Genomic DNA, 17,965 nt, shown 5'->3' with positions numbered 1-17,965 from the left:
GTAACCTCCAGCTCATGTCCCGCCATGTCGCGATCGTCACCGATTCAACGGCCTACCTGCCGCCGCGGACGATGCAGCGCCACGGCATCACCGCGGTGCCCCTGACCGTCGTCCTCGGCGACCAGGCGCTCGAAGAGGGCACCGAGATCTCGACCCGTTCGCTGGCACAGGCCCTCCAGAAGCGCCGGTCGGTCACCACATCCCGCCCCAGCCCCCGGCACTTCGCCGAGACCTACCGCGAGATCGCCGAGTCCGGCGCCACCGGCATCGTCTCCCTGCACCTGTCCGCGGAACTCTCCGGCACCTACGACGCCGCGGTCGTCGCCGCCCGCGAGGCGGCCGTGCCGGTGCGTGTGGTCGACACCGGGATGGTCGCGATGGCTCTCGGCTTCTGCGCGCTCGCCGCGGCGGAGACGGCGGGAGCGGGCGGCACGGTGGATGAGGCCGTCACGGCCGCGGAGAAACGGGCCGCGGGGACGGCCGCCTACTTCTACGTCGACACCCTCGACTATCTGCGCCGCGGCGGCCGGATCGGCGCGGCGCAGGCCCTCCTCGGCTCCGCCCTCGCGGTGAAGCCCCTGCTGCAGCTGGGCGGCGGACGGATCGAGCTTCTGGAGAAGGTGCGGACGGCGTCCAAGGCCATCGCCCGCCTGGAGGAGATCGTGGCCGACCGGGCGGGCAGCGCCCCCGTCGACATCGCGGTTCACCACCTGGCCGCGCCCGATCGTGCGTCCGCTCTGGCGGACCGCCTGCGGGCCAGGGTGCCGGGACTCGCCGAGCTGCATGTGAGCGAGGTCGGTGCGGTGATCGGGGCGCACACGGGCCCCGGTCTGCTGGGAGTTGTGGTGTCGCCTCGCTGAGGGGGGATGTGACTTGGCGTGATGTGACGTGACTTGCGTGGCGTGACTTGGCGTGACTTAGCAGGCGGGTGCCTGGGTTTCCTGGGCGCCGCGGGTTCCGCTGTGTCCCAGGGGCCGGGCTGGTTCCGCCGGCGGGGTGTGGGCGGGCAGGGCGCATGACCCTTGCGGGTGACGGAGTTATCCACAAGGGGGTGGTCGTCCACGGGATTTGCTCAAGATCATCGCGAGTTCGCCGAGTGCTCGATCCTCGTCGCATGGCTCTTCGATCACGTTCACGCACAGCGACCGTAAGCAGTGGCCCCGGACGCGGCCCCACCTCCGACGGCCGCACCCGGCACCGCCGACCGGCCGGCCGCACCAGGACCCGCCACCGGCACGCGTCGGCGGATGAGCTCCGCAGGCGGGCGGAGACGCTCTTCGGTGAGCGGGTGGGAACGCCTTTCGGCGAGGGGGCCGGAGCGGCGGAACAAGCCGTCGAGCGGGGAGACCCAGCAGATCGGGGCGATCGAGGCGATCACGGCGATCGGGCTGGTCTCGGTGATCTCGGTGATCTCGGTGATCTCGGTGGCCGCGGTGATCTCGGTGACCGCGGTGATCTGGGGGATCTGGGTGACCGCGGCGGGGAGCGGCGGGAGTCCGGTGACGGGTCGCCTGGTGGGGGAGAGGCGCCGGATCAAGGGGAGTTGCGCCCTCGTGGCGGCGCTGTGGATGGCGAGTCGACTGCTCGTCATGTGGGTGTGACCCTGAAAGCGGATTCGCACGCGGACGCGTACGCAGCGCAAGCCCTGTACGCCCCACGGACCTCGCGCGCTGCCCATGACCTGTACGTCAACGGCCCCTACGGCGACGTGGTCTCAGTCGGTGCGGACGGTGACGGACCGGACGGAACCGGTGCCTCGCGTGGTTCGGACGGCTCGCACGCTCCATACGGCTGGGCTGGTCGGAACCGTCCGGACACTTCAAGTGACCCCGTGCCGAAGGACGTTCAGGACGGTGTGGCCGACGACGGGCGAAGTCGCCGGGCGCGGGTAGGGCCCGCTCTGCGGGAGCGGCTGCCCGTGTGGCTGCAGGTGAGGTGTGGACTGGAGCGGCGAAGTGTGGTCGCGCTGACCGTGCTGCTCGTGGTCGCCGCGGCCTTCGCCGTCCAGCACTTCTGGACGGGCCGTACCCAGTCGGTCCGGGCGCCCGAGGTGGTGCGAGCGGTCGCCCCCTACCCCGAAGGACGGCGGACCAGCCGGACGGGGCCCGCTGGTTCGGCCGGTGCGCCCAACGCCACGGGTACGGCCGGGCCCGAGATCGTCGTGGACGTCAGCGGCAAGGTCCGTGATCCCGGGATTCATCGGCTGCCGACCGGTTCGCGCGTCGCCGACGCGTTGCGCGCGGCTGGTGGTGTCCGTCCAGGCACCGGTACCGACGGCCTCAACCGGGCGCGTTTCCTCGTGGACGGGGAGCAGGTGGTCGTCGGAGGCCCCGCACCTCCCCAGGGTCCGGCGCCGGGTGGTGCCCCGGTCGGCGGCCTGCCCGGTGCGGCAGGGGGAGTAGCACCGGCGGCCCCCGTCTCCCTCAACACGGCGACGGTGGAGCAACTCGACACCCTGCCGGGCGTCGGGCCCGTGCTGGCACAGCACATCATCGACTACCGCACCCAGCACGGTGGTTTCCGTTCGGTGGGCGAGTTGCGTCAGGTCAACGGCATCGGCGACCGCCGCTTCGCCGACCTGCGCGAACTCGTACAGCCATGAGCCCCGGCTCAGGCCCTGGCCCCGACGGGCGGCAGCGGACGCCGCCCCGCCGAGAGCGAACCGCCGCACCTCGACACCCGATCAGGCGGCGGGGGCAGTCGGCGGAGCGACCTCCGCCGTCCGTGCCCGGCCGTTCCGCCGCGCACGTCGCCGATCCCCGTCCGGGAGCCGCCCACCCCCGACAGGAAGGACCGACGGATCTACGACTCGTACCTCCGGCGCTCGCCGCCTGGGCGACGGTCGCGCTGACGGTGAACGCCTCGCCGGAGTGGACCACCGGCGTCGTGGCCCTGTGCCTGGTCACGGCGGGCGCGCTGCTCATGAGACGGCGGCGAAGCGGTGGGGACGGCTCCCCCGGCCCACGGCCGAACACGCCTCCCCTTCCGCACGGCAGGTTGCTCCGGTCCCCCCGGTTCCTCCGTTCCGAGCGTGTCACCTGGCCCCGTGTCTCCGTCGCCGCCCTGCTGCTCTGTGTCGCCGCGGCCGCCGCCTCGGCCGGTCTGCATGGGGCCGACCTGCGGCGGGGGCCGATCCCGGCGCTGGCACGGCAGCAGGCCACCGTCATCGCGGAGATCGAGACCAGCTCCGATCCCCGCCTGACCCGGCCGCGGATCAACGGCGATCACGCGACGCCCACGTCGGTACTGATCAACGCCGAGGTCCGACGCGTCGAGAACGCGAACGGCACGGACACCGTGACGCGGACACCGGTGCTGGTGCTCGTCGACGCGGGCACGGTGCGCGGAGACGCGGGACGCTCGCCCTGGCTGCAACTGCTGCCGTCGACGCGGCTGAGCGTGACCGCGCGGCTCGCGCCTCCGATGCTCGGCGGAGACCGGATCGCCGCCGTGTTGCGGGTGCGGGGCCGGACGCCGCCGGACGTGGTGGGGCGGCCGTCCGCACCGCAGCGGTTCGCGGGCCGGCTCCGCGCAGGGCTGCGGGAGGCGACCGACGGGCTGCCGGCGGACGCCCGTGCGCTGCTGCCGGGACTGGTGGTGGGGGACACCTCGCGGATCACCCCCGAGCTGGACGAGGCCTTCAGAGCGACGGACCTCACGCACACACTGGCCGTGTCCGGCAGCAACCTCACCATCCTGCTCGCCCTGCTCATCGGACCGCCCGGCCTGGCCCAACTGGTGGAGCGCCGGGGGCTGGCGCCGCGTCTCGGACTTCCGCTGCGGACGACCGCGCTGCTCGGCGGGACACTGACGCTTGCCTTCGTCGTCGTGTGCAGGCCGGACCCGAGTGTGCTGCGGGCAGCGGCCTGCGGAGCCGTCGCGCTGCTCGCGCTCGCGACCGGACGCCGTCGGTCCCTGATCCCGGCCCTGGCGACGGCCGTGCTGCTGCTGGTGCTGTACGACCCGTGGCTGGGCCGTAGTTACGGGTTCCTGCTCTCGGTGCTGGCCACCGGCGCCCTGCTCACGATCGCGCCACGCTGGAGTGCGGCGCTGCGGCGGCGCCGGGTTCCGCCCCGACTGGCCGAGGCGCTCGCGGCGGCCGCTGCCGCGCAGGCCCTGTGCGCGCCGGTGGTCGCGGTGCTGTCGGCGCGGGTGAGCCTGGTGGCGGTGCCGTGCAATCTGCTGGCGGAGTTCGCGGTAGCGCCGGCCACCGTCCTGGGCTTCGCCGCCCTGGCCGCGGCGCCGACGACGATGCCGGTGGCCAAGGCGCTTGCCTGGTGCGCGAGTTGGCCCACCGGGTGGATCGCCGGCATCGCCCGGACCGGGGCCGCGCTGCCGGGCGGAGGAGTGGACTGGCCGGGCAGCTGGGCCGGGGCTCTGCTGCTGGCACTCGTCACGGCGGTGGTCGTGCTCGCCGGCCGGAGGCTGCTGGGGCACCCGTGGCTGTGCGCGACCTGCGGGGTGCTGCTCCTGCTCGCGATCGTGCAACCACCGCCGTTGACCCGGGTGATCACGGGCTGGCCTCCCCCTGGCTGGCGGTTCGCCGTGTGCGACGTGGGACAGGGCGACGCGACCGTTCTGTCGGCGGGGGACGGAGCCGGGGTCGTCGTGGACGCAGGACCCGAGCCGGAGCCGGTGGACCACTGTCTGCGAGCGCTCGGCGTCACCAGGATTCCGTTGGTCGTGCTGACGCATTTCCACGCCGATCACGTGGCGGGCCTCCCGGGTGTGCTGCGTGGACGCTCGGTCGGCGCGATCGAGACGACCGGCTTCGAGGAACCCGCGGACCAGGTGGCGTTCGTGCGCCGGGCGGCGACCGCCCGGGGGATTCCCGTGACGCGGGCCGCGGCCGGGGAGCGCCGGCGTACCGGCTCGCTGTCCTGGGAGGTGCTGTGGCCGCCGGTGCGGCCGACCGTCGAACCGGACGGGCCGAACGACGCCAGTGTCGCGCTGCTCGCCCGGTCGGCGGGGTTGCGGTTCCTGCTCCTGGGGGACCTCGAACCACCGGCCCAACAGGACCTGTTGAGATCCCCGGCGGGTGCGCGGCTGGCCGGCGTGGACGTGCTCAAGGTGGCCCACCACGGGTCGGCCTACCAGGACCCCGACCTCATACGCCGGGTGGCTCCGCGGCTGGCGCTGATCTCCTGCGGGACCGGCAACCCGTACGGGCATCCGGCTCCCAGTACGGTCGCGATGCTGCGGGCCGGGGGCGCGGCGGTGCTGCGGACGGACCGGGACGGGGCGTTGGCGGTCACCGGTGGGGTCGGCGAGGAGGTGCGGGTGACGAGAGACTGAGGGCATGGATTCCGCACAGGTCGATGCCTATCTCCGCCGCCTGGGTGCCGAGCGCCCGGCGCGGCCCACCGACGACGCCCTGCGTGAGCTGCACCTGCGCCATCTGCGGGCGGTGCCCTTCGAGAACCTGTCCGTCCACCTCGGAGAGGAGATCGTGCTGACGGAGGACCGGCTGCTGGAGAAGCTGGTGGACGCGCGGCGGGGCGGGTTCTGCTACGAACTGAACGGCGCGTTCGGGGCGTTGCTGACCGCACTCGGTTTCGAGGTCGTGCTGCTCGCGGCGCGGGTCTACGGGGACGAGGGGCGGCTGGGCATCCCCTACGACCATCTCGCGCTGCGGGTGCGGACGGTGGACGGGGGCGAGTGGCTGGCCGACGTCGGGTTCGGGGCGCACAGCCATTACCCCCTGGCGTTCTCCGAGCGGGGGGACCAGGTGGATCCCGGCGGGGTGTTCCGGATCGGCGGGGCGGAGCCGGATGCGGCCGGAGCACGGGGCGGGTCCGAGGAGGCTGCGGCGGTCGACCTGGACGTGGCCCTGGGCGGCAAGGCGCAGTACCGCCTGGAGACACGGCCGCGGGTGCTGGAGGACTTCGTCGCCGGGGCCTGGTGGCACAGCACCTCGCCAAAGTCGCACTTCCTGCGGTCGCTCGTGTGCTCGCGGATCACCGAGGACGGCGGCCGGATCACGCTCAGCGGCCGCAAGCTGACGGTGACGGCCGCCGACGGAACGCGTGAGGTACGCGAACCGGCCACGGACGAGGAGGTGCTCGCGGTGTACCGGGACCGGTTCGGCATCGCGCTCGACCGGGTCCCGGTGGTGCGCCCGGCGGGCACCTGAGCGCCGTCGCCCGCCGAGGCGTCTGCCTGCCGGCGCCCGCCGTGGCCTGCTGCCGGCTGCCCGCCACGGCCGGCTGCCGTGACCCGTTGCCGCCCGACGTCAACCGCCCGCCACCGCCCGACCCGCGCGTGGCACAACGCGCTGGTGCGGCCGGCCCCGGACCGGCCCACACGGACCGGCCCACCGACCGGGCCACGGACCGCCCGCCGACGACCGGCCCACGGACCGCCCCTCAACCGCCCCCCACCCGCACCGGCGGACGGCTCACCTCCCGGACACCGGACAATGGCTCCGTGAGCGATGTGAGACATGTGCTGGTGCTGCCCGACCGGGATGCGGCGGAGGAGGCGGCCGAGGCGCTCGGGGAGCGGTTCCGGCTCAGTGAGGAGCCGCAGCTCGTCCGGGACGCGCTGGCCGGCGAGGACGACGCCGAGGACGCGCAGTGGCTTCTCGTGCTGCGGGACGAGGAGAAGCGGTTGGACGTGCGCGAACTGGAGGAGTTCGTGGGGGAGTGGGACGGCTGGCGCGAGGAGCCGTGACCCTGCGGGCCGATGAGCGGCCGGCCCGGTCGGGCCATGACCGTGGCAGCGGCCCTCCGACTCGGAGCATGACAGCAGCGGGTGGCCGGGACCGGCCATGACAGACCGGGCCCACAGGGTCGGTCCTTGACCGTGACGGGCCCTCCGACTCGGACCATGACAGCAGCGGGTGGCTCGGTCCCGACGGGAGCGGGTGGCCGGGACCGGCCATGACGGGAGCGGGGCCACCGGTTCGGTCCCTGACCGTGATGGACCCACCGGGTCGATCCCTCACCGTGGCGGGCCCTCCAGGTCGGGGCGACGACGGGGCGGGAACCCGGCTCCGGGCACCGGCTCCCGCCGTGACGGGCGCGGGCGGTCCGAGGAGGGCGTCGTCGGGGCGGGCTGTCAGTGGCGCGTGGGATGCTTGTCGCGATGGCCAGGAACCCTGCGAATGACAGTCCGCTCGCCCCGGTGACGCTTGCCGTGGGCCAGGAGGACCTCCTGCTCGACCGTGCCGTGCGGGAGGTGGTGGCCGCCGCCAGGGCCGCCGACGCCGACACGGACGTACGTGATCTGAATCCGGAGCAGTTGCAGCCCGGCACCCTCGCCGAGCTGACGAGTCCCTCGCTCTTCGCGGAGCGCAAGGTCGTCGTCGTACGCAATGCGCAGGATCTGTCGGCCGACACGATCAAGGACGTGAAGGCGTATCTCGGGGCGCCCGCCGAGGAGATCACGCTCGTGCTCCTGCACGCGGGTGCGGCCAAGGGCAAGGGCCTGCTTGACGCGGCGCGCAAGGCGGGGGCGCGGGAGGTGGCATGCCCGAAGATGACCAAGCCCGCGGACCGGCTGGCCTTCACCAGGGGCGAGTTCCGCACGCTGGGGCGCTCCGCCACCCCCGAGGCCTGTCAGGCGCTGGTGGACGCGATCGGGAGCGACCTGCGGGAGCTGGCCTCGGCGGTCACGCAGCTGGTCGCGGACGTCGAGGGGACCATCGACGAGGCGGTCGTCGGGCGGTACTACACCGGGCGGGCCGAGGCCTCCAGCTTCACGGTCGCCGACCGGGCCGTGGAAGGGCGGACTGCGGAAGCGCTGGAGGCGCTGCGGTGGTCGATGGCGACGGGGGTGGCACCGGTGCTGATCACCAGTGCGCTGGCTCAGGGGGTGCGCGCGATCGGCAAGCTGTCGTCGGCCCGCGGTGGCCGGCCGGCCGACCTCGCGCGTGAGCTCGGGATGCCTCCGTGGAAGATCGACCGGGTGCGCCAGCAGATGCGGGGCTGGACGCCGGACGGTGTCGCCGCCGCGCTGCTGGCCGTGGCCGAGGCGGACGCGGGGGTCAAGGGCGGCGGGGACGACCCGGAGTACGCCCTGGAGAAGGCCGTCGTGGCGATCGCACGGGCGGCGCGGTCGCGCGGGCGCGGATAGCGCGGAAGCGCGGAAGACGCACAGCGGGGGAGGGCACGGCAGATTCCCGGCCGCGAGGAGCGCCTACGGACTCGGTGCCGGTGCCGGTGCTGCCCTCGCCTCTCCCCGGTTCGGAGAGGACAATCGTCCCTGTCAGCCGGATCGCCTACGCAATGGAGAGGTGGCGGTTGGAATGGCTGAACATCCGCACGCAGCGCTCGTCCGTAAGGGCTACGAGGCCTTCTCGCGTGGGGACATGGACACCCTGCGCGGACTGATGACGGCGGACGCCACCCATCACGTGCCCGGCAGTCACCCCTTGTCGGGGGACTTCAAGGGGCAGGACGCGATGATCGACATGTACGGCCGGCTCTTCTCGGAGACGGGAGGGACCCTGCGCGTCGACGTGCGTTCCGTGCTCGTGGACGGCCGGGGGCACGCGGTGGCGGTGCACCGCTTCACCGCCGAGCGCCAGGGCAGGCGTATGGACGAGACTGGCTGCATCGTCTTCCGGATCGTCGGAGACAAGATCAGCGACCTCGACGAGTGCGTCGAGGACATGGACCGGAGCAACGACTTCTGGTCGTGACGTCACACACCCGCGCACCCGCACCCCCGCACCCCCGCACCCGCGCACTCGTCCGGCCGTGAGGCGGCCGTACCCGCGCACCCGTCCGGCCGTGAGGCGGCCGTACCCGCGCACCCGTCCGGCCGTGAGGCGGCCGCACCCGCGCACCCGTCCGGCCGTGAGGCGGCCGCACCCACCGCTCGTACAGGAGGCCGTACGCCGAAGGCCCCGGTGCCCGCCCTGGGGAAGGGTGGGTACCGGGGCCTCGGTTCAAGAGGGTGGATCCGCGCCCGCGTGGCGAACGCAGGCCGCGCGCGGATACCGGGGTGCCGGACGGGAGCGGATGAGAGGGCCCGCTCGATTCCCTCCGGCGATCAGATCAGATGAGTGTCAGCCCTTGACGGACGCGGCCTTGGCGGCCAGTGCCGACTTCTTGTTGGCGGCCTGGTTCTTGTGGATGACGCCCTTGGAGACGGCCTTGTCGAGCTGACGCGCGGCAGCGCGCTGGTACTCGGTGGCCTTCTCGACGTCACCCGCGGCAGCGGCCTCGCGGGCCTTGCGGATCGCGGTCTTCAGGGAGGACTTGACGGCCTTGTTGCGCAGCCGAGCCTTCTCGTTGGTCTTGATCCGCTTGATCTGGGACTTGATGTTCGCCACGAATGAGCCTCTACAGGTTCTGGCACGGGGCCGCACGGGTCCCGCACCGGTGAATTTCTTGGGTTGTGTCTCCTGCTGAGAGGGCATGAGACACAGCCACCCAGAGTAGCAGTGGCCTGTCGGGCAGCCCAAACCGGCCTGGGGTCGCCGTCCACCGCGGGAAGGGATCGGGGCAAATCCGCCTCCGCCCTCCACCCGTGGGACCATGGAGCCTACGTATCGATCCGACCCGAGGCACAAGGCGCCTCAAGAGACAGGACCCTGCGTGCCCGCGACCCCTAACAATGTGCCCGAGCCGAGCCGTACCGCCCCGGCTCTGGTCCGCAATTTCTGCATCATCGCGCACATCGACCACGGCAAGTCCACGCTCGCCGACCGCATGCTCCAGCTGACCGGCGTCGTCGATCAGCGGCAGATGCGTGCCCAGTACCTCGACCGGATGGACATCGAGCGCGAGCGTGGCATCACGATCAAGTCCCAGGCCGTGCGCCTGCCCTGGGCCCCGACCCACGATCCGGGCAACACGCACATCCTGAACATGATCGACACCCCGGGGCACGTCGACTTCACCTATGAGGTCTCGCGGTCCCTCGCCGCCTGCGAGGGCACCGTCCTCCTCGTCGACGCCGCCCAGGGCATCGAGGCCCAGACCCTCGCCAACCTCTACCTGGCGATGGAGAACGACCTCAAGATCATCCCCGTACTGAACAAGATCGACCTGCCGGCCGCCCAGCCGGAGAAGTTCTCCGAGGAGCTCGCCAACCTCATCGGCTGCGACCCCGAGGACGTGCTCAAGGTCTCCGCCAAGACCGGGCTCGGCGTCGAGGCGCTGCTCGACAAGGTGGTCGCGGAGGTGCCCGCGCCGGTCGGCGTCCAGGACGCCCCGGCCCGCGCGATGATCTTCGACTCGGTCTACGACTCCTACCGGGGTGTCGTCACCTACGTCCGGGTCATCGACGGGCAGCTCAACCGGCGTGAGCGCATCAGGATGATGTCCACGAACGCCACGCACGAGCTGCTGGAGATCGGGACCAACTCGCCGGAGATGCTCCCCGCCGACGGTCTCGGTGTCGGTGAGGTGGGCTACATCATCACCGGCGTGAAGGACGTGCGGCAGTCGAAGGTCGGTGACACGATCACCAGCCTGCACAACGGCGCGACCGAGGCCCTCGGCGGGTACAAGGACCCCAAGCCGATGGTCTTCTCGGGTCTGTATCCCCTCGACGGCTCCGACTACCCGGAGCTGCGTGACGCCCTCGACAAGCTCCAGCTCAACGACGCCGCGCTGGTCTACGAGCCGGAGACCTCCGCCGCCCTCGGCTTCGGTTTCCGGGTGGGCTTCCTCGGGCTGCTGCACCTGGACGTGATCCGGGAGCGCCTGGAGCGCGAGTTCGGGCTCGACCTGATCGCGACCGCGCCCAACGTGGTCTACCGCGTGGTGATGGAGGACGGCACCGAGCACACCGTCACCAACCCGAGCGAGTTCCCCGAGGGCAAGATCAACGACGTGTACGAGCCGGTGGTGCGCGCTACCATCCTCGCGCCCTCGGAGTTCATCGGCTCGATCATGGAGCTGTGCCAGACCCGGCGCGGCACCCTGCTCGGCATGGACTACCTGTCCGAGGACCGGGTGGAGATCCGCTACACGCTCCCGCTCGCGGAGATCGTCTTCGACTTCTTCGACCAGCTGAAGTCCAAGACCCGCGGGTACGCCTCCCTGGACTACGAGCCCACCGGCGAGCAGACCTCCTCCCTGGTCAAGGTCGACATCCTGCTGCACGGCGACAAGGTGGACGCGTTCTCGGCGGTCACGCACAAGGACGCGGCGTACGCGTACGGCGTGCGGCTGGTCGCCAAGCTGCGCGAGCTCATCCCGCGGCAGGCCTTCGAGGTGCCGATCCAGGCCGCCATCGGCTCCCGGGTCATCGCCCGCGAGACCATCCGCGCCATCCGCAAGGACGTCCTCGCCAAGTGCTACGGCGGTGACATCTCCCGGAAGCGGAAGCTGCTGGAGAAGCAGAAGGAAGGCAAGAAGCGGATGAAGATGGTGGGTTCCGTGGAGGTTCCGCAGGAGGCCTTCATCGCGGTGCTCAGCAGTGATGACAGCGCGGGATCGGGCAAGGGCAAGAAGTAATCGCGGGTAACCCCGGGTAACTACCGGTAACCGCGTCCTGCCCTGCCAAATCCGCCGCAACGGGGGCTCGTCGTGCGAAAGTGCGACGGGCCCCTACGCGTGCGTAGCGTCGCTCTCTGTAGGAAGTGACAGGCCGCCGCCTCTTACGAACCGGCCGGTCGGGCTCTACCCTGATCTCTGCTCGATAGTTACTCGCGAGTTAAACAGCAGCCGCAACTGAGCCAAGCCGCACCGCCGCGGGCGCCCCGGAGGATGTCGTGAGCGACACACAGACCCTGATCGAGAACCGCCCGCCGACCGTGGCGGCCCTCTTCCTGGAGCGCGTGGCGGCGACACCGGACGCGGAGGCGTACCGCTACCCCGTGCCGCCGGCCTCCGGGCAGGGGCCGGACGACTGGAAGTCGCTGACCTGGGGCCAGGCCGCCGAGCGGGTCTACGCCATCGCGGCCGGCCTGATCGAGCTGGGGGTGCGGTCGGAGCAGCGCGTCGCGCTCGCCTCCTCCACCCGGGTCGAGTGGATCCTCGCCGACCTGGGCATCCTGTGCGCCGGCGCGGCCACCACCACGGTCTACCCGCAGACCAACGCCGACGAGTCCGCCTTCATCCTCGCCGACTCCGACAGCCGGGTGCTGATCGCCGAGGACGCGGCCCAGCTCGCCAAGGCGCGCGAGAAGCGCGGCGAGCTGCCCGACCTCACGCACGTCGTGGTCATCGACCCGGCCGGCGTCGAGACGAGCGACTGGGTGCTCACGCTCGCCGAGCTGGAGCAGCGCGGTGCCGCGTACCTGGAGAAGAACCCGGACCTGATCAAGGAGCGGGTCGGTGCGATCACCAGGGACCAGCTCGCCACGCTGATCTACACCTCCGGCACCACCGGCCGCCCCAAGGGCGTCCGCCTCCCGCACGACAACTGGTCGTACATGGCGAAGGCGACCGCCGCGACCGGGCTGATCAGCGCTGACGACGTGCAGTACCTGTGGCTGCCGCTCGCGCACGTCTTCGGCAAGGTGCTCACCTCCGGCCAGATCGAGGTCGGGCACGTCACCGCCGTCGACGGCCGCGTGGACAAGATCATCGAGAACCTGCCGGTCGTCGAACCGACGTACATGGCGGCCGTGCCGCGCATCTTCGAGAAGGTCTACAACGGGGTCGCCGCCAAGGCCCGGGCCGGCGGCGGGGCCAAGTACAAGATCTTCCAGTGGGCCGCCGAGGTCGCCCGCGAGTACGCCAAGGTCACCCAGGACAACTTCCGGCGCACCGGCACCGCCTCGGCGCCGTTCGGCCTGAGCGCCCGGCACAAGGTTGCCGACGCCCTGGTCTTCTCCAAGATCCGCGAGGCGTTCGGCGGCAACCTGCGGGCCTGCGTCTCCGGCTCCGCCGCCCTCGCGCCCGACATCGGCTACTTCTTCGCCGGCGCCGGCATCCACATCCTGGAGGGCTACGGCCTCACCGAGTCCTCCGCGGCCTCCTTCGTGAACCCGGGCGAGGCCTATCGCACCGGTACGGTCGGCAAGCCGTTGCCCGGCACCGAGGTGCGGATCGCGGACGACGGCGAGATCCTGCTGCGCGGCCCCGGCATCATGGAGGGCTACCACGGGCTGCCCGAGAAGACCGCCGAGGTACTGGAGTCCGACGGCTGGTTCCACACCGGTGACATCGGCGAACTGTCGCCCGACGGCTACCTGCGCATCACCGACCGCAAGAAGGACTTGATCAAGACCTCCGGCGGCAAGTACATCGCGCCGGCCGAGGTCGAGGGACAGTTCAAGGCGGTGTGCCCGTACGTCTCGAACATCCTGGTGCACGGCGCCGACCGGAACTTCTGCACCGCGCTCATCGCGCTCGACGAGCCCTCCATCCTCGACTGGGCCAAGGAGAACGGGCTCGGGGGCAGGTCCTACGCCGACGTCGTCGCCGCGCCCGCCACGGTCGCCCTCGTCGAGGGGTACGTGAAGGAACTCAACGAGGGTCTCCAGCGCTGGCAGACCATCAAGCAGTTCCGGCTGCTGCCGCGGGACCTCGACGTCGAACACGGTGAGATCACGCCGAGCCTGAAGCTGAAGCGGCCGGTGGTCGAGCGGGAGTACAAGCACCTGATCGACGAGATGTACGCGGGCTCGCGGGAGGCCTGACCGGCCGCGCGGGGCGACGGCCCACGCCGCCGCCCCGCGCCCCCGGGTCAGCCGGTCCGCCCCCGGTCGACCAGCCGGCGCAGCTCCCCGATCCGGGCGCGCATCGCCGCCAGGTCCGGAGGGTCGCCGCCCGCCAGCTGGTCCTCCAGCTCCGCGAGCCGCGTGCCTATCTCGCCGTCCTCCCCGTGCTGCCGCGCCAGCAGCCGCTCCAGCTGCCGGGTCTTGCGGTGCAGGTCGAGGAAGACGCTGACCTTGGCTCTGAGCACCCAGGGGTCGAAGGGCTTGGTCAGATAGTCGGCGGCGCCGGTCGCGTAACCGCGGAAGGCGTAGCCGGAGTCGTCCTCGGCGCCGGTCAGGAAGATGATCGGGACGTCCCTGGTCTGGTCGAGCCGCTTGATGTTGGCGGCGGTCTCGAAGCCGTCCATGCCGGGCATGCGGACGTCGAGCAGCACCAGGGCGAACGGCCGGCGCAGCAGCGCCTTCATCGCCTCCTCGCCCGAACGGGCGCGCACCAGCGGCTCGTTGAGGGACCGCAGGACCGCCTCCAGCGCGATCAGGTTGTCCTCCATGTCGTCGACCAGGAGGATGCTGGCGCGCTCGTCGGTCGTTGCCTCAGCGCTCATGGTGGCGGTGCCTCATTCAGTCGTCGGCGGAAGCGCGGCCTCCGCCGCCGGTCCGGGTGCCCCGGTGGTGTCGTCGTCACAACCCTCGGGGTCCAGGAGGGAGCAGACGACGGTCAGCAGCTGGTCGACGTCCACCGGCTTGGGCACGTAGTCGTTGGCGCCCCGCCCGATCGACTTCTCCCGGTCCCCCGGCATGGCCTTGGCGGTCAGCGCGATGATGGGCAGGCCCGTCCAGCGGGGGGCGCGGCGGATGGCGGCGATGGTCTCGTAGCCGTCCATCTCCGGCATCATGATGTCCATCAGGACGAGCTCGACGTCCGGGTTGCGCTCCAGCGTCTCGATGCCCTCGCGGCCGTTCTCGGCGTAGAGCACCGGCATGCCGACGCGGCCCAGGACGTGGGTGAGGGCGAAGACGTTGCGGATGTCGTCGTCGACGATCAGCACCCGCCGGCCGGGCAGGACCCGGCCCGCGCGTCCCGCCTTCCACGCCTCCAGTTTGGTGGGCGCCGGCCAGGAGTCGTAGGTGTCGTGCGTGGCCGGGAAAGATCCGGCCGCCGGCTGGTCGGGCACCGGAAGCGGGTGCTCCTCGGGAGCCGGGCCGGTCGCCGGGTTGCCGGGGCTGACGGCGGGCACGTACAGGGTGAAGGTGGATCCCCTGCCGGGCTGGCTCTCGGCGACGATACGGCCGCCGAGCAGCCCCGCGATCTCGCGGCTGATGGACAGGCCGAGGCCGGTGCCGCCGTACTTGCGGTTCGTCGTGCCGTCGGCCTGCTGGAACGCCTCGAAGATCACCGGGAGTTTCTCCGGCGCGATCCCGATACCGGTGTCGGATACGGCGAAGGCGACCAGCTCGCCGCTGTCGCGCACATACGGGTTCTCGGGGTCCCTGACCCGGTCGACCCGCAGCTCGACCCGGCCCGTCGCGGTGAACTTGATCGCGTTGGACAGCAGGTTGCGCAGGATCTGCTGGAGTCGCTGCTCGTCGGAGTACATCTCGCGCGGCACGTCCTCGCCGACCGCCACCTCGAAGGCGAGTCCCCGGTCGAGGGTGAGCGGGCGGAAGGTGGCGTGCACGTAGTCGAGCAGCTTGATGAGCGGCAGCCGCTTGGGGCGTACGTCCATCCGGCCGGCCTCGATCTTCGACAGGTCGAGGATGTCGTTGATCAGCTGGAGGAGGTCCGAGCCTGAGCGGTGGATCGTGGTCGCGAACTGCACCTCCTGGTCGGACAGCCGGCCGTCGGGGTTGTCCGACAGCAGCCGCGCCAGGATCAGCAACGAGTTCAGCGGGGTGCGCAGTTCGTGGGACATGTTGGCCAGGAACTCCGACTTGTACTGCGAGGAGGTCGCCAGCAGGGCGGCCTTCTCCTCCAGTTCGGCGTTCGAGTGCTGCAACTCCGCCTGCTGCTTCTGGAGTTCGTCGGAGCGCTCCTGGAGCTGCATGGCCAGCCGCTGGGACTCGCCGAGTAGCGACTCCGTACGGGAGTTGGCGATGATGGTGTTGATCGCGACGCCGATGGTGTTCACGAACTGGTCGAAGAACGCGAGGTGGACGTCCGAGAAGCGGGAGAAGGACGCCAGCTCGATCACCCCGAGGAGCTTGTCCTCGAAGAGGATCGGGATGATCACGACACTGCTCGGGGCGGCCTCGCCCAGACCACTGTTGATCTTGATGTAGCCCGGCGGGGCCTCCTCCACCAGGATGCGCTTCTTCTCCCGGGCGGCCTGCCGGACCAGCCCGTGCACCGGCATGCCCCCGGTGTCGACGGTGGCGCTCTGCGCCGAGCCGTACCCGGCGATGAACGCCAGCCCCTTCGCGGGGACGGCCGTGTGCAGCGAGGAGCCGTCCTCGTCGGGGTCCGCCAGGAAGAACGCGCCGTACTGGGCGTTCACCAGCGGGGTCAGCTCGCGCAGGATGAGGTCGGCGACCTCCATCAGGTCACGGTGGCCCTGCATCAGGGCCGCGAGCCGGGCCAGGTTGGACTCCAGCCAGTCCTTCGCGCGGGTCGTCTCGCGCAGGTTGGCCACCATCAGGTTGATGTTGTCCTTCAGCTCCGCGACCTCGCCCTGCGTCTCCACGGTGATCGAGCGGGACATGTCGCCCTGGGCCACGGCCGAGGCGACCTCGGCGATCGCGCGGACCTGCGTGGTGAGGTTCAGGGCCAGCTCGTTGACGTTGGTCGTCAGGCGCTTCCAGGTGCCGTAGACGCCCTCGACCCTCGCCTGGCCGCCGAGCCGGCCCTCGCTGCCCACCTCGCGCGCCACCCGGGTGACCTCCGAGGAGAACGAGGACAGCGTGTCGACCATGGTGTTGATGGTGGTCTTGAGCTCCAGGATCTCGCCGCGCGCGTCCACGTCGATCTTCTTCGACAGGTCGCCCTGCGCCACCGCCGTCGCCACCTGGGCGATGTTGCGGACCTGCGAAGTCAGGTTGTCCGCCATGTAGTTGACGTTGTCGGTCAGGTCCCGCCAGACGCCGGAGACGCCCAGTACCTGGGCCCGGCCGCCGAGCCGGCCGTCGGTGCCGACCTCGCGGGCCACCCGGGTCACCTCGTCGGCGAAGGCGCGCAGCTGCTCCACCATCGTGTTGACGGTGTCCTTCAGCTCCAGGATCTCGCCCTTCGCCTCCACCGTGATCTTCTTGCCGAGGTCGCCCTGCGCGACGGCGGTGGACACCAGCGCGATGTTGCGGACCTGCGAAGTGAGGTTGTCCGCCATGAAGTTGACGTTGTCGGTGAGGTCCTTCCAGACCCCGGACACCCCCCGCACCTGCGCCCGGCCGCCCAACTGCCCCTCGGTGCCGACCTCGCGGGCGACCCGGGTGACCTCGTCGGCGAAGGCGGAGAGCTGGTCGACCATCGTGTTGATGGTGGACTTCAGCTCCAGGATCTCGCCCTGCGCGTCGACCGTGATCTTCTGGCTGAGGTCGCCGTTGGCCACCGCCGTGGTCACCTGGGCGATGTTGCGGACCTGCGAGGTCAGGTTGGACGCCATGAAGTTGACGTTGTCGGTGAGGTCCTTCCACACCCCGGACACCCCCCGCACCTGCGCCCGGCCGCCCAACTGCCCCTCGGTGCCCACCTCGCGGGCCACCCGGGTGACCTCGTCGGCGAAGGCGGAGAGCTGCTCGACCATCGTGTTCACGGTCAGCTTCAGTTCGAGCAGTTCACCGGTGGCCTCCACGGTGACCGTCCGGGTCAGGTCACCGCGGGCCACCGCCGTCGTCACCAGGGCGATGTCCCGTACCTGGGCCGTCAGCCGGGACGCCATCGTGTTGACGGCCTCGGTCACCGCCCGCCAACTCCCCGACAGGCCCTGCACCTTGGCCCGCCCTCCCAGCCGGCCTTCGGTGCCGACCTCGCGCGCGACGCGGGTCACCTCGCCGGTGAACAGGGACAGCTGGTCGACCATCTTGTTCACGGCCCGGCCGAGGTGGCGCAGGTCGCCGCGCAGCTGCCGGCTCCCGTCGTGCAGGTCGACCCGCTGGGTCAGGTCCCCGCCGGCCACCGCGTCGAGCACGCGTGTCGCGTTCGCCGCGGGCGCCACCAGGGCGTCCAGCAGCTGGTTCACGTCGTCGATCCGGGAGGTCCAGCCGCCCTGGCCGGGGCTCGCCGACAGCCGCTCGTCGAGCCGGCCGTAGCGCACCAGGTCCCGCCTCACCCGCTGCGACTCGGCGTTGAAGTGCAGGCTGCGGTCCATGATCTGGTTGAACACCGCGGTGAGTTCGGCCACCATCCCGTGGCCGGTCTCCGGCACCTTGGTGAAGTCACCGTCGCGGGCGGCGGTCATCGCGGCGAGC

At 71.4% G+C, this 17,965-nt stretch carries 13 protein-coding genes; 9 read left to right on the top strand and 4 right to left on the bottom strand.

The window, feature by feature from the left end; all coding sequences use genetic code 11:
• The first annotated feature begins 14 nt into the window (after positions 1–14).
• The gene (locus ABZT03_RS15545; RefSeq protein WP_356038972.1) at positions 15–860 is read left to right on the top strand and encodes a DegV family protein; all 846 of its coding nucleotides are present in this window, start codon (positions 15–17) and stop codon (positions 858–860) included.
• A gap of 272 nt (positions 861–1,132) precedes the next feature.
• Here the strand turns inward: ABZT03_RS15545 and ABZT03_RS15540 are convergent, their stop codons facing one another.
• Positions 1,133–1,591, bottom strand: coding sequence for a hypothetical protein (locus ABZT03_RS15540; protein WP_356038970.1), 459 nt, complete (start codon positions 1,589–1,591; stop codon positions 1,133–1,135).
• A 240-nt stretch (positions 1,592–1,831) separates the two neighbouring features.
• Between ABZT03_RS15540 and ABZT03_RS15535 the strand changes: the two genes are divergently transcribed.
• The 6 genes from ABZT03_RS15535 to ABZT03_RS15510 all read left to right on the top strand — a co-directional run bounded on the left by ABZT03_RS15535 (position 1,832) and on the right by ABZT03_RS15510 (position 8,644).
• On the top strand, positions 1,832–2,602 hold the full coding sequence (locus ABZT03_RS15535; RefSeq protein ID WP_356038966.1) for a ComEA family DNA-binding protein: 771 nt from the start codon (positions 1,832–1,834) through the stop codon (positions 2,600–2,602).
• 122 nt (positions 2,603–2,724) lie between these two features.
• Complete coding sequence (locus tag ABZT03_RS15530) at positions 2,725–5,295, top strand: ComEC/Rec2 family competence protein (RefSeq protein WP_356038963.1); 2,571 nt, start codon at positions 2,725–2,727, stop codon at positions 5,293–5,295.
• 4 nt (positions 5,296–5,299) lie between these two features.
• A complete protein-coding gene (locus ABZT03_RS15525) occupies positions 5,300–6,133 on the top strand; it encodes an arylamine N-acetyltransferase (RefSeq protein WP_356038960.1) in 834 nt (277 codons plus the stop codon).
• 293 nt (positions 6,134–6,426) lie between these two features.
• Positions 6,427–6,672, top strand: coding sequence for a hypothetical protein (locus tag ABZT03_RS15520; RefSeq protein ID WP_356038958.1), 246 nt, complete (start codon positions 6,427–6,429; stop codon positions 6,670–6,672).
• A 414-nt stretch (positions 6,673–7,086) separates the two neighbouring features.
• Positions 7,087–8,076, top strand: a complete 990-nt coding sequence (gene holA, locus ABZT03_RS15515) for a DNA polymerase III subunit delta (RefSeq protein ID WP_356038955.1) — start codon at positions 7,087–7,089, stop codon at positions 8,074–8,076.
• Between the two features lie 172 nt (positions 8,077–8,248).
• On the top strand, positions 8,249–8,644 hold the full coding sequence (locus ABZT03_RS15510; protein ID WP_356038953.1) for a nuclear transport factor 2 family protein: 396 nt from the start codon (positions 8,249–8,251) through the stop codon (positions 8,642–8,644).
• 369 nt (positions 8,645–9,013) lie between these two features.
• On the opposite strand, the gene rpsT is transcribed toward ABZT03_RS15510, so the two are convergent.
• A complete protein-coding gene (gene rpsT, locus ABZT03_RS15505; RefSeq protein WP_356038950.1) occupies positions 9,014–9,280 on the bottom strand; it encodes a 30S ribosomal protein S20 in 267 nt (88 codons plus the stop codon).
• A 265-nt stretch (positions 9,281–9,545) separates the two neighbouring features.
• On the opposite strand from rpsT, the gene lepA reads away from it, so the two are divergent.
• Positions 9,546–11,414: a translation elongation factor 4 gene (lepA, locus tag ABZT03_RS15500; RefSeq protein ID WP_356038947.1), complete on the top strand. Its 1,869-nt coding sequence runs from the start codon at positions 9,546–9,548 to the stop codon at positions 11,412–11,414.
• A 257-nt stretch (positions 11,415–11,671) separates the two neighbouring features.
• Positions 11,672–13,546: an AMP-dependent synthetase/ligase gene (locus ABZT03_RS15495; protein ID WP_356038944.1), complete on the top strand. Its 1,875-nt coding sequence runs from the start codon at positions 11,672–11,674 to the stop codon at positions 13,544–13,546.
• 47 nt (positions 13,547–13,593) lie between these two features.
• On the opposite strand, the gene ABZT03_RS15490 is transcribed toward ABZT03_RS15495, so the two are convergent.
• Positions 13,594–14,169: a response regulator gene (locus tag ABZT03_RS15490; protein ID WP_356038941.1), complete on the bottom strand. Its 576-nt coding sequence runs from the start codon at positions 14,167–14,169 to the stop codon at positions 13,594–13,596.
• A 12-nt stretch (positions 14,170–14,181) separates the two neighbouring features.
• Complete coding sequence (locus tag ABZT03_RS15485) at positions 14,182–17,955, bottom strand: HAMP domain-containing protein (RefSeq protein ID WP_356039128.1); 3,774 nt, start codon at positions 17,953–17,955, stop codon at positions 14,182–14,184.
• Positions 17,956–17,965: the final 10 nt, after the last annotated feature.

The organism is Streptomyces sp. NPDC005574 (genome assembly GCF_040605435.1).
Lineage (GTDB): Bacteria > Actinomycetota > Actinomycetes > Streptomycetales > Streptomycetaceae > Streptomyces.
Note: the sequence above shows the minus strand (reverse complement) of the source record. Positions and strands in the feature narration are given on the sequence as shown.

What these genes read in the sequence shown, in the direction of transcription:
- ABZT03_RS15545 (WP_356038972.1), top strand. Translation starts at nt 15, where the DNA reads ATGTCCCGCCATGTCGCGATCGTCACCGATTCAACGGCCTACCTGCCG.
- ABZT03_RS15540 (WP_356038970.1), bottom strand. Translation starts at nt 1,591, where the DNA reads ATGACGAGCAGTCGACTCGCCATCCACAGCGCCGCCACGAGGGCGCAA.
- ABZT03_RS15525 (WP_356038960.1), top strand. Translation starts at nt 5,300, where the DNA reads ATGGATTCCGCACAGGTCGATGCCTATCTCCGCCGCCTGGGTGCCGAG.
- holA (WP_356038955.1), top strand. Translation starts at nt 7,087, where the DNA reads ATGGCCAGGAACCCTGCGAATGACAGTCCGCTCGCCCCGGTGACGCTT.
- ABZT03_RS15510 (WP_356038953.1), top strand. Translation starts at nt 8,249, where the DNA reads ATGGCTGAACATCCGCACGCAGCGCTCGTCCGTAAGGGCTACGAGGCC.
- ABZT03_RS15490 (WP_356038941.1), bottom strand. Translation starts at nt 14,169, where the DNA reads ATGAGCGCTGAGGCAACGACCGACGAGCGCGCCAGCATCCTCCTGGTC.
- ABZT03_RS15485 (WP_356039128.1), bottom strand. Translation starts at nt 17,955, where the DNA reads ATGACCGCCGCCCGCGACGGTGACTTCACCAAGGTGCCGGAGACCGGC.